This is a genomic window from Cohnella thailandensis, assembly GCF_014212135.1.
Taxonomy (GTDB): Bacteria; Bacillota; Bacilli; order Paenibacillales; family Paenibacillaceae; genus Cohnella; species Cohnella thailandensis.
Genome location: NZ_JACJVQ010000005.1, coordinates 252,134 through 265,390, shown reverse-complemented (window position 1 = coordinate 265,390; position 13,257 = coordinate 252,134). Strand labels below are relative to the sequence as shown.

At 56.6% G+C, this 13,257-nt stretch carries 15 protein-coding genes; 3 read left to right on the top strand and 12 right to left on the bottom strand.

The genetic code is table 11. The features are described from left to right. Positions 1-71 precede the first annotated feature (71 nt). Positions 72-398: a hypothetical protein gene (locus H7B67_RS06090; protein ID WP_185118899.1), complete on the top strand. Its 327-nt coding sequence runs from the start codon at positions 72-74 to the stop codon at positions 396-398. Here H7B67_RS06090 and H7B67_RS06085 read toward each other — a convergent pair. The 5 genes from H7B67_RS06085 to fur form a co-directional block, all read right to left on the bottom strand. After that, the gene (locus H7B67_RS06085) at positions 395-1,018 is read right to left on the bottom strand and encodes a TetR/AcrR family transcriptional regulator (RefSeq protein WP_185118898.1); all 624 of its coding nucleotides are present in this window, start codon (positions 1,016-1,018) and stop codon (positions 395-397) included. The two genes, H7B67_RS06090 and H7B67_RS06085, sit on opposite strands and share 4 nt — an antisense overlap. A 158-nt stretch (positions 1,019-1,176) precedes the next feature. Beyond that, positions 1,177-2,145, bottom strand: a complete 969-nt coding sequence (locus tag H7B67_RS06080) for an aldolase catalytic domain-containing protein (protein ID WP_185118897.1) — start codon at positions 2,143-2,145, stop codon at positions 1,177-1,179. 339 nt (positions 2,146-2,484) lie between these two features. Further along, the gene (gene ssuE / locus H7B67_RS06075) at positions 2,485-3,036 is read right to left on the bottom strand and encodes an NADPH-dependent FMN reductase (RefSeq protein ID WP_185118896.1); all 552 of its coding nucleotides are present in this window, start codon (positions 3,034-3,036) and stop codon (positions 2,485-2,487) included. Between the two features lie 137 nt (positions 3,037-3,173). Next, positions 3,174-3,821, bottom strand: a complete 648-nt coding sequence (locus tag H7B67_RS06070) for a hypothetical protein (RefSeq protein WP_185118895.1) — start codon at positions 3,819-3,821, stop codon at positions 3,174-3,176. Positions 3,822-3,896: 75 nt separating this feature from the next. Continuing rightward, positions 3,897-4,391, bottom strand: a complete 495-nt coding sequence (gene fur, locus H7B67_RS06065) for a ferric iron uptake transcriptional regulator (protein ID WP_221468678.1) — start codon at positions 4,389-4,391, stop codon at positions 3,897-3,899. A 174-nt stretch (positions 4,392-4,565) separates the two neighbouring features. Here fur and H7B67_RS06060 point away from each other — a divergent pair, with 174 nt between their 5' ends. Both H7B67_RS06060 and H7B67_RS06055 read left to right on the top strand, forming a co-directional pair. Then, the gene (locus H7B67_RS06060; RefSeq protein ID WP_185118894.1) at positions 4,566-5,240 is read left to right on the top strand and encodes a futalosine hydrolase; all 675 of its coding nucleotides are present in this window, start codon (positions 4,566-4,568) and stop codon (positions 5,238-5,240) included. After that, positions 5,237-6,067, top strand: coding sequence for a 1,4-dihydroxy-6-naphtoate synthase (locus H7B67_RS06055; protein ID WP_185118893.1), 831 nt, complete (start codon positions 5,237-5,239; stop codon positions 6,065-6,067). The genes H7B67_RS06060 and H7B67_RS06055 overlap by 4 nt, the downstream gene beginning before the upstream one ends. 117 nt (positions 6,068-6,184) lie before the next feature. On the opposite strand, the gene H7B67_RS06050 is transcribed toward H7B67_RS06055, so the two are convergent. The 7 genes from H7B67_RS06050 to H7B67_RS06020 form a co-directional block, all read right to left on the bottom strand. Next, a complete protein-coding gene (locus H7B67_RS06050; protein ID WP_185118892.1) occupies positions 6,185-6,634 on the bottom strand; it encodes a Fur family transcriptional regulator in 450 nt (149 codons plus the stop codon). Positions 6,635-6,748: 114 nt separating this feature from the next. Continuing rightward, entirely contained in the window at positions 6,749-7,978 is a 1,230-nt protein-coding gene (locus H7B67_RS06045; RefSeq protein WP_185118891.1) for an MFS transporter, read from the bottom strand. A 255-nt stretch (positions 7,979-8,233) separates the two neighbouring features. After that, a complete protein-coding gene (locus H7B67_RS06040; RefSeq protein WP_185119237.1) occupies positions 8,234-8,989 on the bottom strand; it encodes an ABC transporter permease in 756 nt (251 codons plus the stop codon). A 45-nt stretch (positions 8,990-9,034) separates the two neighbouring features. After that, a complete protein-coding gene (locus H7B67_RS06035) occupies positions 9,035-9,838 on the bottom strand; it encodes an ABC transporter permease (RefSeq protein WP_185118890.1) in 804 nt (267 codons plus the stop codon). Beyond that, positions 9,835-10,812, bottom strand: coding sequence for an ATP-binding cassette domain-containing protein (locus tag H7B67_RS06030; protein WP_185118889.1), 978 nt, complete (start codon positions 10,810-10,812; stop codon positions 9,835-9,837). Before H7B67_RS06030 ends, H7B67_RS06035 begins: the two co-directional genes overlap by 4 nt. Before the next feature lie 345 nt (positions 10,813-11,157). Then, positions 11,158-11,739, bottom strand: coding sequence for a sulfite oxidase-like oxidoreductase (locus H7B67_RS06025; RefSeq protein WP_185118888.1), 582 nt, complete (start codon positions 11,737-11,739; stop codon positions 11,158-11,160). A gap of 40 nt (positions 11,740-11,779) precedes the next feature. Beyond that, positions 11,780-13,162 (bottom strand): two-component system sensor histidine kinase NtrB, encoded by a 1,383-nt coding sequence (locus H7B67_RS06020; protein WP_185118887.1) that lies wholly within the window; start codon positions 13,160-13,162, stop codon positions 11,780-11,782. Between the last annotated feature and the right edge of the window lie 95 nt (positions 13,163-13,257).

Sequence of the window (13,257 nt, the reverse complement as noted above, 5' to 3'; positions counted from 1 at the left end):
GCTACAATCGAACAATAACCTCTCGCGGCCGCGAGCCCGCAAAATCGACCCGACAGGAGCTGAACCCTTACATGGAGAGTTATGATTTGGCAAGCTTGCGAATGACGCAGAACGAGAAAGCATGGACGATCTTGTTCGACAGCGCCAAGCTGATGGTGATGGACGAATACGGTACGCGTTCTTGGTTCATCGATGTGGAAGGAATTCCGGACGAAGAATTGCTGAGCCGATTCGCCAATACGGTCGATATCGACGTTGCCGTGGAGGCGGTAACGATCGGAGGCCGGAGTCTGCAGGGAAGCGGCTATTTCCACCCGAATCCGAAGCATAAGGCGGCTGCCGTTCGCGGACACGGAGAGCTGGCCGGATACGTCCCTGGAGCTCCCCGTTCCTCCTAACTTATCGAGTCCGTAACGAGGGGCGAATCCGGAGAACGCGTCCCGGCGCGAATTCCGTCGATAAAGACCGAGTAGATCGACTTCATCCTCTCGAGAAGGGGCACCTCGTCCAGATCGAGCGACCACAGCATGAGGACGCCGTAATACGCTTCCACCGCGATTGCGGCGATCTGCTTGGCGGACCGATCCGATGCGATCTCCCCGTTGTTCTGTCCCCTCTCCAGAATCGGAGTCAGGAATTCGATGAATTTCTCGCTTCTCTTCCTCTGGACGTCCCCTATCTTGGGGCTTCCGAACATCCCCTGAAGAACCGCGCGCGTCGTCGATTTGAACATCGGGTACTCTTTCGCGTAAGCGACAATGCCGTCGTACAGACTAGGCAGAACGGGACCCTCGGGCTCCACCTTGCTTCCGATAACGCTGATAAGCGTATCCGATTGAAGCGCCAGAATCATGTCTTCTTTGGAAGCGAAGTAATTAAAGAACGTCCCTTTGGCCACTTCGGCCCGATCCGTGATCATCTGAACGGACGTCGACATAAATCCTCTCTCTTCGAACAACTGTACGGCCGACTCCATGATGCGTTGTCTCGTTAGTATTTTTTTATCTTCGCGGTTCATGTCCATCTCCTTCGGTCGGTGATTCATTCCAAGGCCTGATCGAATATTCTGTATTCAAAAGATAGCCCATTCTTCCTATATTGTCGAGGTTTTCTATAGGAAAACAAGAAAAAACGGCCCCCGCAGGAACCGCCTTAGTTAAATTTTGCCAGTTCTGTTTATCCCTTAGGAAAAACCTCGGGAGTCGTCATCTTGTCGTAGAACTTCAGGTACTCATCCTTCTCGGAGGAAGCGCGCCATGCCATTGCCGAACGAGGATGCTCGTCCAGCACGCCCGTCACCATGTAGGGAATGAGATAGCCCCACTCTTCTTTCTCGCGGAGCGTGACCATGTGCTTCTCGATCATGCCGAGCAGCGGACGCAGATTGTATTCCGCCTTCGCCAGCTTGGCCAGCAGCAGCTCCGTATGGCAGTTGCCCGCCGCGCGGCCCATTCCGTAAACGGAAGCGTCGAGCAGCTCGACGCCCATCTCGGCCGCCGTCAGCGTGTTCGCGAGAGCCAGCTGCATGTTGTTATGGGTATGAACGCCAAGGCGCTTGTGCTTAAGAGAGCGGCGGAACTTCTCGACCAGGTAGCGGAAGTCGTCCGGATCCAGGCTGCCGTAGGAGTCGACGATGTAGACGACGTCGATCGGGCTGTCGCTGATCAGGGCGAGCGATTCGGTCAATTCGTTGTCCATGACGTTGGACAGGGCCATGATGTTGATCGTCGTCTCGTAGCCGCGCTCATGGAACATCGTGGCCAGCTCGATCGCCTTCTCCGTATCACGGGCGTAGCAGGCGACGCGAATCAGGTCGAGCATCGACTCGCTGCGCGGAAGGATGTCGTCCGGATCGACTCTTCCCACGTCGACAAGCGCCGACAACTTCGTTTTCTTCTTTTCCGGGATTACCTTGCGAAGGAAGTCGTCGTTCAAAAAGCGCCAAGGACCCGCGTCCTCGGAACCCTTCAGCAGCTTCGGGGAATTCTTGTAGCCGACCTCCATGTATTCGACGCCGGCTTCGTTAAGCGCTTCGTACAGGTCCTGAACGAACTCCACGCTGAAATCCCAATTGTTGACAAGTCCGCCGTCGCGAATCGTGCAATCCACGATCTGGCAATGGCGCGTTTTGTTGTGAACGGTCATCTTGCGCAAACTCCTTTACTCATCTCCGTCGGTGTGGAGGAACATGGTATCTAGTTTATAACGAAAGCTACCGTTTTAACAAGCAGGAACGCTTCCCCGCGTTGAAGGATGCAAGGATTGGGGAAAAGGAGCTTCGCGATTCCGGCAGGCGGGCTTAACCCGGGGAAAAGTTTCGCTCGTTCTGTTATCCGCTGCGCCGATGCACGGTTTTTCCGCGCATCTCCCGCTTCAGCACCCTCTCGCGGCTCCCCCATCAAACGCAACGACGGCCCGCCAGTTAAATGTACTGGCAGGCCGTCGGCGGGTTCGTACCTTATCCAAGTCATTCCTATCCCGACTCTAAGCCTGAACCTTGCTCGTCTGCCAGTGAACCTCCTGCACGAGAAGGTCGATCGCCCCGTCGACGCGGGACGCGATCTCTTCCGCGAGGGTGGCGGTTCCGTCGTCGTTCCAGGTCACTTGGCTGTCGATGACGAAGACGCCGGCGAGAATGTTGCGGGGCGCCATCGTCGAGAGCACCGGCTTCATCGCGAAGTCGATCGAGAGCAGATGCGCGATCGTGCCGCCGATCGCGATCGGAAGGACGATCTTGTTCTCGAGTCCCTTCTGGGGCAGCAAGTCGATATACGCCTTGAGCACGCCGGGGAAGGAGGCTTTGTACACGGGAGTGGCGATAACGACAGCGTCCGCTTCCGCGACGACCTTGTTCGCGGCTTGGATCGCCTCGCTTCCGAAGTTCGCGAGAAGAAGATCCTCCGCCGGAAGATCTCGCACGGAGATGACCGACACCTCCAAGTCGGACGTTCCGAGGCGGCTGGCAATTCGGTCGACAACTCCATTCAGTCTGGATTTCGCCGAAGGGCTGCCGATCAGGATCACTACTTTGGCCATATGGGATCACGTTCCTTTGCTATCGTCTCTTATATATCCAACTCAGAAACTCGGAATATATCCGATTTATAAACTCGGAATTATTCCCATTATATGCTTCTTTCCCGGAAGCCGTCAAGCTCCTTTCAGTCCCGCTTCTATTCCGCGTTGCGAGGACGATGCCCCGATTCCAGCTCCTCGATCCGGGTCTTGCTCGAGTCCAGCGTCTCCCCATGGCCGAATACGACAAGCCCCTCCCCGTTCGCCAAACGAAGCTCGAGCTCTTTCGTCTCGGGAACGTACCTGAAGCCGAGCACGAACACCAGGTTCGACTCCTTGGCATTGACGGTCAAGCCCCCGTATACGAGCGTTTTGCCTTCGCCAAGAGAATCCGAATGCATGACGGAGGTCTGATCGATCGCAAAAGGAACCGATGCCCCATTGCCGTTGTTCAGCTCCCCTATGCCCGTCGCAAGAAGAAAATCCCCCCGCTTGTCCAGGCTTAAGGTTAACCGAATGCCGGCTTCCCGGCTTCCTTCCGCCACGTAAATCGGACTATCCTCGGCCAGCGGATCCGGCTTCGTTCCCTCCGGCGTCTGCTCGAAGCTCTCCGCTTTCAATTCGAACAGCTCGCCGCTCTCCTCTTCCTGTTGACCGGAAGGCGTCGTCAGCGGCGAAGAGGCCGCTGGCGACGCGGAGCCTTCCTTGATCTTGCCGCTCGAACAAGCGGTCATTCCTACAGCCAATAGAGCGATAAGCGCTAAAATAAAAAGCTTTCGTGTTTCCGTTACCCGATGTTTGCCCATGCCGAGTGCTCCTTTTTCCATACCCCTATCATAGCAAAACCCGAGCCCCAAAGGGGAACTCGGGCCAAACTCCGATTACGAGACCGCTTTGCCGCAATCTCCGTCATTGTCCTTCTTAGCCTTCTCCTTGGCATTGCATTCGCGGCAGATGCCATGGAAGTCGAGGCGGTGGTCCGTCACGCGGAAGCCAAGCTCCTTCTCGATCCGGTTCTCCATCGGCAGCAGCCAGTCTTCCTTGATCTCTTCAACCGTCCCGCATCGCGTGCAGATCAAATGATGGTGCATGTGCGGCTGATCGTCGCTGCGAAGGTCGAACCTCGCCCCGCCGTCTCCGAAGTTGACCTTCTCCACGACGTGAAGCTCGGCGAGAAGCTCCAAGGAACGGTATACCGTCGCAAGCCCGATATTCGGATAATTCGGCTTGATCAGCATATACACGTCTTCCGCCGTCAAGTGGTCCTTCTCGTTCTCCAGAAGCACCCGAAGCGTCGCCTCGCGTTGCGGCGTCAGCTTGTAGCCTTTATTTATCATCTGCCGGTTGATCTTCTCAATTTGTTCCGTTATCGACATGGGTCCTCACCTCTCTGACCGCAGTTACGGAAATCTCGTCCCGGTAAAGCGATTCGCTTGTTTAGAATAATTCTAATCTGATTGTACCCTAAAACTCCGGACTAAGCAAACCCCTTTTGTCATTCGGCAACGCTTTTGTTAAAGTTAAGTTATGGTGCGATTGGAGATGAAAAGATGCAAGACAGCGAAAGAAAGCGATACAAGAACGTCCTGATCATGACGGCCGTCCCCATCGAGCGGGATGCGGTTCAGCGCGGCCTCGAAAGAGCGGATGCGGACGGCATCGCCGTCCGGGTCGCCGGAGTCGGCCCTGCCGCCGCGGCGGCCAGCACGGCGGCCGTATTGGCCAAGGGAAGCTACGATCTCGTGATCAGCGCCGGAATCGGCGGAGGCTATCCGGGGCGAGCGGAGATCGGCTCCATCGTCGTCTCGAGCGCGATTATCGCCGCCGACCTGGGCGCGGAGACGCCGGACGGCTTCTCCGCCGTGGACGAGCTTGGCTTCGGATCCGCCCGAATCGAGGTGGATCCCGAGTTGGCCGGCCGATTGACCGACGCGCTGCGGAACGCGGATCTCGCTGCCGTCCAAGGTCCCGCCCTCACTTTATCGACGGTAACCGGAACGGCAGCCACGGCGGAGCGATTGGCCGCGCGGATTCCGGGCGCCTCGTCCGAAGGGATGGAAGGCTTCGGAGTAGCGGCGGCCGCTCGCCAATTCGGCATTCCGGCGCTCGAGCTGAGAGCGGTCTCGAATCCGGTCGGTCCTCGCGACCGATCCGCGTGGCGCATCCCGGACGCCCTTCAGTCTCTTGAACGCGCGACTACTATACTAGCGGAGGTACTGCGATGAATATTGCTTTTTCCCCATGTCCGAACGATACCTTCGTCTTTCATGCTTGGGCGCACGGCCTCATTCCCGGAGCTCCCGAGCTGAACGTCACTTATGCCGATATCGACAAAACCAACCATTGGGCCGCCGATGTCCAAGGACCCGAAGTGATGAAAATCTCCTACGCCGCCCTTCCATGGGTTCTTGACCATTATGCCCTCATTCCTTGCGGCGGAGCCCTTGGCCGAGGCTGCGGACCGCTCGTGCTGACGAAATCCGGCTCCGCGGATCCGGCGTCCCTCTCCGGCAAGCGAATCGCGGTGCCGAGCGACCGCTCGACCGCTTATCTTCTGTTCCGGCTCTGGGTCGCCCAGAAGGTCCCGGGCGGCGTAGGCGAAATCGTCATCATGCCGTTCCATGAGATCATGCCCGCCGTCCGCGACGGCCATATCGATGCGGGACTCGTCATCCATGAAGCCCGCTTCACCTACCCGAATTACGGGCTTAATCTTGTCGCCGACATGGGAAGCTGGTGGGAAGAAGACACGGGCTTGCCGATCCCGCTGGGAGCGATCATCGCCCGCCGCCATCTGGACTTGAAAGCGGTCGAGAACTGGATCCGAGCTTCCGTGCAATACGCATGGGCTCACCCGGATGAATCGAAGGCTTACGTCGCCAGCCATTCGCAGGAGATGGCCCCGGAAGTCACCAAGCAGCATATCGAGCTCTACGTGAACGAATTCACGGAGAGCCTTGGCGATAGCGGATACGCCGCCGTCGAAGCCCTTCTAGGACGCGCTGCCAAGGAAGGACTTGTCCCCTCTTTCGACCTGGCGCTGCTTCGTTGACCGCAAAAGGAGGCTTGCCGAATAAATCGGACAAGTCTCCTTTTTTCGTTTGAGACTGTAATTATTACAATTAATCGCAATGGAGAATGGCTTCGTTCGCAAGCGACGATAGAGCGATCACGCCTGCGGAGCCATTTCTTTCTGGCACTCCTCGCAAATCCCATAGATCTCGAAGCGATGGTTCATGATCTTATAATTCCCGGGGAGCTTAAGCGTATCCTGCATCGGGCAAAAATCGAACGTCAGCGTCTTCTCGCAATTCGTGCAGATCAGATGGTGGTGGTGGTGGTCCAGACAGGAGGATTTGAACTTGAGTCCGCCCTCCATGAAATAGAACTGCTCCAGCACGCCCATCTCGCTAAGCATCCTCAGATTGCGGTAAACCGTATCGAAGCTGACGCTCGGGTATTTCTCCGTCAACTGATCGTAGACGTCCTTCGGGGACAGGTACTGCTCGGTAGACGAGAAAATGTTCGCGAGCGTTCGGCGCTGATCGGTAATTCTCCAGCCATTCCGCGACATGACGGCAAGCATATCCTGCGCTTTGTGATGCTTGTGTTCGGACATAACGAAATCTCCTCTCCATCGGCGGCAAGCTTATCAGCGCAATGCCGATGTCGTCGATTCCTTAATCATACCAGCAATCCCGCCGAACCGACAAGTTCGGCTAGAGGCCCCCCCTTATCCCGCTTTGCTTTCGGCATTAGCCGCGGCGCGAGCCGCCTTGGGGCTTCGGTGGACGAGCCATACGATAAGCGTGAGCGTAATGGCGCTGCCGCCCGTCAAGCAAACTCCCGTCCAGCCCCACTCCTTCCACGCGAAGCTTCCGAGCGTGGAACCGATCGCTCCCCCGGTGAAAGTGATAAACATCTGAACCGTGTTCAGTCGGCTTCTGGCGGAAGGCTCGAGCGCATAAATCCGCGTTTGATTCGAGATTTGCGTGCCTTGCACCCCCAGGTCCATCAGAATGATTCCGACGATCAGGGCCCATAGGTAAACGCCGAACAAACCGAAGCAGATAAAGGCGACCATCGATAGCAGAGTCAGCATGCCGATCATCCTTTTCGGCGAGAGCCGATCCGCCAAGCGGCCCAGAATCGGCGCCCCTGCCGCGCCCGCGACGCCGATGAGCCCGAACAGCCCGGCGATTTGGCTGCTATAAAAGTAGGGCTCTCCTTCGAGGTAGAAGGACAACGAGGTCCAGAACGCGCTGAAGCCGACGAAGTTGGCCGCTCCGATCAGAGCGGATTCCCTCAAGATGGAATACTTTCGAACCAAAGTGCCGAGAGACATGAGCAGTTGTCCGTACCGAAGGTCGGAGACCGGCCGGCTTCTGGGCAGAAGCAATCTCAGCAGCACGAGCAGCGCCAGCATCGCGGCCGCCGCGATCCAGAACATGATTCGCCATCCCCACGTTCCCCCGATGAGCCCCGACACGGCGCGGGCCGATAGAATGCCCATAAGCAGCCCGCTCGACACGATGCCGATCGCCTTGCCCCGCTCCTCGGGGGCGGCGAATTCCGCCGACAGAGGAATCATGATCTGCGGAACGATCGTCGTCATTCCGACCGCGAGGCTGGCCGCGTACATCCAGGCCAGGCTTTGGGCGGTTGCTACGCCAACGAGCGATAGGGAGACGAGCGCAAGGAGCGCCGTGATAAGGGATCGGCGCTCCTTGATGTCGCCGAGAGGAACGAACAGAACGAGCCCGAGGGCATAGCCGATCTGGGTAAAGGTCGAGATCAGCCCCGCGGCGTCCGGGCTAACGCCGAACGAACGCGAGATGTCCGCCAGCAGCGGCTGATTATAGTACAGATTGGCGACGGTCATTCCCGTTGCAAAAGCCATCGTCAAAAGCAATCCCTTGGATAAGCGCAAGGCGGGGGCGGCGAGAGCGCCGGTATTCGTCATAAGGCCAATTCCTCTCCGTGAATATCGAAGACTTCCTCGTAATTCCCCCATTATAGATTCGCGCCGTGTTCCTGCATAGCTTATGGGTAAGATTTCGTTAGAATGACGAAAAGGCGATAGGAAGTCGGAGGCTGACAAGGCTTCGAGCCTAGGAGGGAACCTGTTATCCTCCCAGCAAGTCGATATTGTCGGCGTACAGCCGCAAACGCCGGCGTCCCGCGAAGACGACTTCTCCCCCGCGCCCCCTTCGCACGATCAAGACCCGGTCGACCGGTAATGCCGGACGCCGATCTGCCAGACCAGCACGCAAGGAACGAGGAATACCGCTCCGGCAAGAGGCATCGCCATATAAGCGAGATCGCGGCCTTCCACCCTGTCCAGAATATAGAGCATCGGAAGGTAATTGATGCAGCCGAAGGGGATCACGAACGTGAAGAAGACGGTCACCCAACGTTTGTAAATATCCAGCGGATATTGCGCCATCTCGCGCCCGCCGTCCGTGAAGATATTGGCTACTTCCAGCCCCTGGACGGTCCAGAAGCATAGCGTGGCGAACAAAATAAAGATGCCCGCGAAGATGAACACGCCGCACGCGATCATTAGCGCAAGCGTAATTCCCTTGGCCACGTTCCAATCGACCGGCAGCTTCGCGAGAGCCCAGACGAGCACGATGGCGCTCTGCAGCAGGCGTCCGAACCTCGTGAACTCGAATTGGGAGCCGAGCACCTGCACCACGGTGCTTCTCGGGCGAACGAGCAGCCGGTCGAATTCTCCCGCTCCGACGAGCGAGGAGAACATGTCGAACCCTCGCGCGAAGCACTCCGCTATCGAGAACGCCATATGGATGACTCCGAAAATAAGAGCAACCTCGAAGAAGGACCAGCCGCGCAATTGCCCAAAGCGCTCGAACATAAAGTACAGCGAGGCGAAAACGGCGAACGGAATAAAGAACTGGCCGAACGTCAGCAGCAGGAAGGACGCGCGGTACTGCATCTGCGAACGGAACAGCATCGATAAATACTTGAAGTAAAGTCGAACTCCGGACACGGCCTAAGATCAACCTCCTTGGATAACGGTCCGTCTCAGCGCCCTGGAGAGCAGCCATTGTCCGAAACCGATAAGTACGACGATCCATGCTAGCTGAGCGGCGATTCCTAATAGCGCCTCTCGCTCGGGAATATGCCCGGTGTACACGCGGAACGGAAAGTCCGCCGTCCAGCGAAACGGCAGGAAATTCACGATCTTCTGCAGCCACTCCGGCATAAGCGGCACGGGAATGACCATTCCGGCGAAGAACTCGCCCGCGATCGAGATCAAGAGCGTCGAGCCGACCGGCGACATCGTCCAGAAAACGGAGATGTAAAGCAGCATCGACACGGAGACGACGATCAGGAGCCCGATCGCTAGCGATAGTATAAACAATCCTAAATTGGCGATCGAAGGAGGAAAGCCGAGCCGGTAAGGCTCCGGAAGCAGAAGCGCGATCGGCAGAAGCGGCAAGCAGCGAAGCGACGCTCCGGCAAGGCGTTGTCCGAGCAGCTTGGCGTACCAGAAGCCGTAGATCCCGCATGGGCGGCATAGCTCGTAGGCGATGTTGCCGGAAGTGATTAGCCGGAAAATCTCATTGTCCCGATACCAGAGCATGATAAGAGTGAGGAAAATTTGCTGGAGCCACGTGTAAGAGATCAAATCCGGAAGATCGATCGGAGCGCCGCCCGCTCCGTGCTCGTAGAAAGCGATATAGATCATGATAAAGATAAAGCCGAAAAAAAGCTGGGTCGCGATGCCGGCGAAGGCCGCCGTCCGGTATTGCAGCCCGAGCAGGAACCTGAGCCGCCAAACGGAAGTATAAGCCCTCATATTCGGTGCTCCCGATACAGCTCGACGATCATCTCTTCGACCGGCTTGGCTTCCACGGAGACGTCGAGCAGCTCAATCTGCCCCGACAAGCGGGAGATCAGATCCGCGATTCGGTATTGCCCCGTGTCGACGCTGAATACCGCCCTCTCCGGCGACCAGGAGAGCGTCTTCGCTCCCTCTATCTCGAGAGGCCGATCGCAGGTTTCGTAGTCGACCGTGATTTTCCGCTCCGTCCCGAACCGGTTCCTCAGCTCCCCGATCGTTCCGTCATAGAGAAGCGTTCCTTTGCCGATCATTAGGATTCGTTCCGCAAGCGCTTCGATGTCGCTCATGTCGTGGGTCGTGAGGATCACCGTCACTCCCTTCTCTTCGTTCAGCGTTCGAATGAATCGCCTGACCGCCAGCTTGCTGACCGCGTCAAGGCCGATCGTCGGCTCGTCCAGAAACAGAATGCGAGGCCCGTGCAGCAGGGACGCGGCGATCTCGCAGCGCATGCGCTGGCCCAGGCTGAGCTGCCGGACGGGCACCTTCAGGATCGGCTCCAGATCCAGCGTCTCCGTCAGCATGGAGAGGTTGCCGCGGTATTCGGCATCCGGAATGCGATAGATGTCCTTAAGGAGCTCGAAGGAATCGAGAACCGGCACGTCCCACCATAGCTGCGATCGCTGACCGAACACGACGCCGATATTCTTGACATAGGCCGTTCGGTCCTTCCAAGGCGTGTAGCCCATGACGCTGCAGCTTCCTTCGTCCGGAACCAGAATTCCGCTCATCACCTTGATGCTGGTCGACTTGCCCGCGCCGTTCGGCCCGATGTAGCCGACGATCTCTCCTTCGCCGATCGAGAACGAAATTTCCTGCAGGGCATGAACGGTGGTATGCTCCCTCGCGAACAATGCCTTGAAGGCTTGCCCGATTCCGGACGATCGCTTGGCGACCTTAAACGACTTGCTTATTCCTTGCAGCTCGATCACTCGTTTTTCCCTCCTTCTTTCTTTTCCGCTTCTAGATGATTTCCGCAAAGCTTTTTCGGCGCCGAAAGGGCGCAGAAAGCGTTTTTGCGTGGCGCTCAAAAAATATATCCAAATCCCGCCAAAAAGTATAGACTTATGTTTTTCTTTAAGTTATACTAATATTATAGATGGCGAGGACATCTATCTTTTCTTAAAAACTGTCTAAAACAAGCTGGCGACGTCGTTTACGTCGTTTTTTTATTGTCTTTTCGAGCATTCCGCTACAAAAAAGAGGCTGTCCATAAGCTCAAAGTTCTAGCTTTGAGTTATGGAGCAGCCTCTTTTTTTTGAAACGTTCCTATTCCGTCATTCAAAATCGTATCTTTGCTCGAGCCAGGGATCGCCGTACATGTGATATCCGTTCCGCTCCCAGAAGCCCGGCCGGTCGGTCGCCCGGAACTCGACGGCCCGCAGCCACTTGGCGCTTTTCCAGAAGTACAGGTGCGGAACGACCATCCGGACCGGATACCCGTGCTCGGGCGTGAGCAGCTCTCCGTTGTGCTTAAGCGCGAAGAAGGAGGTGTCCCGGAGAAAATCCTCCAGAGGCAGATTGGTCGTCCATCCTCGTTCGGCATGCAGCATGACGTACTTCGCTTCCGGCTTCAGCTTGACCTTCTCCATGATCGTCGCCACCGCGACGCCTTCCCACTCGTTATCGAGCTTGGACCAAGTCGTGACGCAATGAATGTCGTTCACGAACGTCCGTCTGGGCAGCTTCATGAATTCCGCGTACGAGATCGTGACGTTCTCCTCCACCAGGCCAAGCAGCTTCAGATCCCACAGTCTCATGTCCCGATAATACGGAACCTCTCCATGGTGCAAGACGGGAAAACCCGTCGTCAACCGTTGTCCGGGCGGAACCCGGCTCTCCGTATCCGTTCGGCTCATCTGCATCCACTCTCCTTCTGGGCACCGCGACCGGTTATCCTTACTCTCTCGCTTCCACTAAAGGCAAATAAATCAAAAATTCGGTACCCTCTCCCGGCGTACTCTGAACTTCTATCATTCCCCCATGGTTGCGGATGATACGATAGCTTACGGATAACCCCAGCCCGGTTCCTTCTTCTTTGGTCGTAAAGAACGGGTCGAAAAGCCTGCTTAGCGTAGCTCGATCCATCCCTTTGCCGTTGTCCCGGATCCGGATAAGCGCGAATCGCCCTTCCTTGCGGGAGGAGAGCTCGATCAGCCCTTTGCGCTGGTCCCCCGTATCCTGGATGGCGTCGATCGCGTTCTTCACCATGTTGAGGAGCACCTGCTTGATCTGCTTCACGTCGATCGCGACGGAGATATCGGTGTCGTAGATCTCCGTCTGGAACTCGCAGCCCTTCATATGCGCTTCGCTCTCGGTGAGCAGAATCGTCTCCTTCACGAGATCGGCCACCGTCAGCGTCTGCTTCATCGGCGCCGAGGGCTTGGAGGAATTCAGAAATTCATAGATGATATCGTTCGCCCGATCGATCTCGGAGAGAATGATCCGAACGTATTCCTGCTTGCCGATCGATTCCAGATAGGGCTTCAAGAGCTGGATAAAGCCGCGGATCGAAGTAAGCGGATTCCTGATTTCATGCGCGATAGCCGCCGCGATCTTGCCGAGCATCGCCAGCTTATCATTCTGGAAAGCCGTCTGTTCGATCTGTTTGTATTCCGATACGTCCTTCATGCTGACCAGATAGTCCCCGTCGAGCTCATCCATTCGGGAGATGCTGATCAGCAGTATCCGTCCGTTCGAATCCTCGAATTCGCCATGATAACGGTGATAATAGACAAGCTCCTTGTACATCCGCAGGAAAATCTTCCGAATCGGTCGGCGCAGAGCGGGATGGAAAAACAGCTGACGCACCGATTGGCCGATAAGCGCGCGCCGGGGAGTCTGAAGCACCCGGGCCATCTGTACGTTCAAGAAACGAAGATAACCGTCGGAATCGAACAGAGCCACTCCCGTATCCATATGCTGAAGAACGGTTTCGAACTTGCTCGCCGGCTCGTACTCGATCGGAATGGAATCGATTACGGCATCTTTCAGACGTTCCGGATCGATGTCCTCGGTCGTCGCGGCCGTCTCGGGCATCTTCAGCACGGAGATCACCTCCATTAGAAACAAAAGAGACCGGTGCATGATGGACATCCGGTCTTCGTCTTCGGCGTTGGAAAGCAGCATTCTTACGCTCTCCTCGTGGTACTTCAGAATATCGTCGGTGGAGATGCCCTGCAGCCAAGTTCGCAACTCCGCCAAGTTCCTGCCGCTCGAGTCTTCGTTGCTCATCACGAAGACAACCAACGCGGAGAAGTAGCGAGTCTCCCACCTTTTCATATGAGGACTCCTTCCGGGATGTTAGATGAAGGACAATCATACAAAAATTCACATCTATCATAGTCGCGACAAGATCACCCTGTCAATGAGAGATC

Excerpts from the sequence above, each read along its gene's own strand:
- H7B67_RS06080 (WP_185118897.1), bottom strand. The coding sequence starts at position 2,145 with ATGACCGTTCACAACAAAACGCGCCATTGCCAGATCGTGGATTGCACG.
- H7B67_RS06060 (WP_185118894.1), top strand. The coding sequence starts at position 4,566 with ATGCAAGACAGCGAAAGAAAGCGATACAAGAACGTCCTGATCATGACG.
- H7B67_RS06045 (WP_185118891.1), bottom strand. The coding sequence starts at position 7,978 with ATGACGAATACCGGCGCTCTCGCCGCCCCCGCCTTGCGCTTATCCAAG.
- H7B67_RS06040 (WP_185119237.1), bottom strand. The coding sequence starts at position 8,989 with ATGCTGTTCCGTTCGCAGATGCAGTACCGCGCGTCCTTCCTGCTGCTG.
- H7B67_RS06085 (WP_185118898.1), bottom strand. The coding sequence starts at position 1,018 with ATGAACCGCGAAGATAAAAAAATACTAACGAGACAACGCATCATGGAG.
- ssuE (WP_185118896.1), bottom strand. The coding sequence starts at position 3,036 with ATGGCCAAAGTAGTGATCCTGATCGGCAGCCCTTCGGCGAAATCCAGA.
- H7B67_RS06070 (WP_185118895.1), bottom strand. The coding sequence starts at position 3,821 with ATGGGCAAACATCGGGTAACGGAAACACGAAAGCTTTTTATTTTAGCG.
- H7B67_RS06050 (WP_185118892.1), bottom strand. The coding sequence starts at position 6,634 with ATGTCCGAACACAAGCATCACAAAGCGCAGGATATGCTTGCCGTCATG.
- H7B67_RS06025 (WP_185118888.1), bottom strand. The coding sequence starts at position 11,739 with ATGAGCCGAACGGATACGGAGAGCCGGGTTCCGCCCGGACAACGGTTG.
- H7B67_RS06055 (WP_185118893.1), top strand. The coding sequence starts at position 5,237 with ATGAATATTGCTTTTTCCCCATGTCCGAACGATACCTTCGTCTTTCAT.
- H7B67_RS06020 (WP_185118887.1), bottom strand. The coding sequence starts at position 13,162 with ATGAAAAGGTGGGAGACTCGCTACTTCTCCGCGTTGGTTGTCTTCGTG.
- H7B67_RS06090 (WP_185118899.1), top strand. The coding sequence starts at position 72 with ATGGAGAGTTATGATTTGGCAAGCTTGCGAATGACGCAGAACGAGAAA.
- H7B67_RS06035 (WP_185118890.1), bottom strand. The coding sequence starts at position 9,838 with ATGAGGGCTTATACTTCCGTTTGGCGGCTCAGGTTCCTGCTCGGGCTG.
- fur (WP_221468678.1), bottom strand. The coding sequence starts at position 4,391 with ATGTCGATAACGGAACAAATTGAGAAGATCAACCGGCAGATGATAAAT.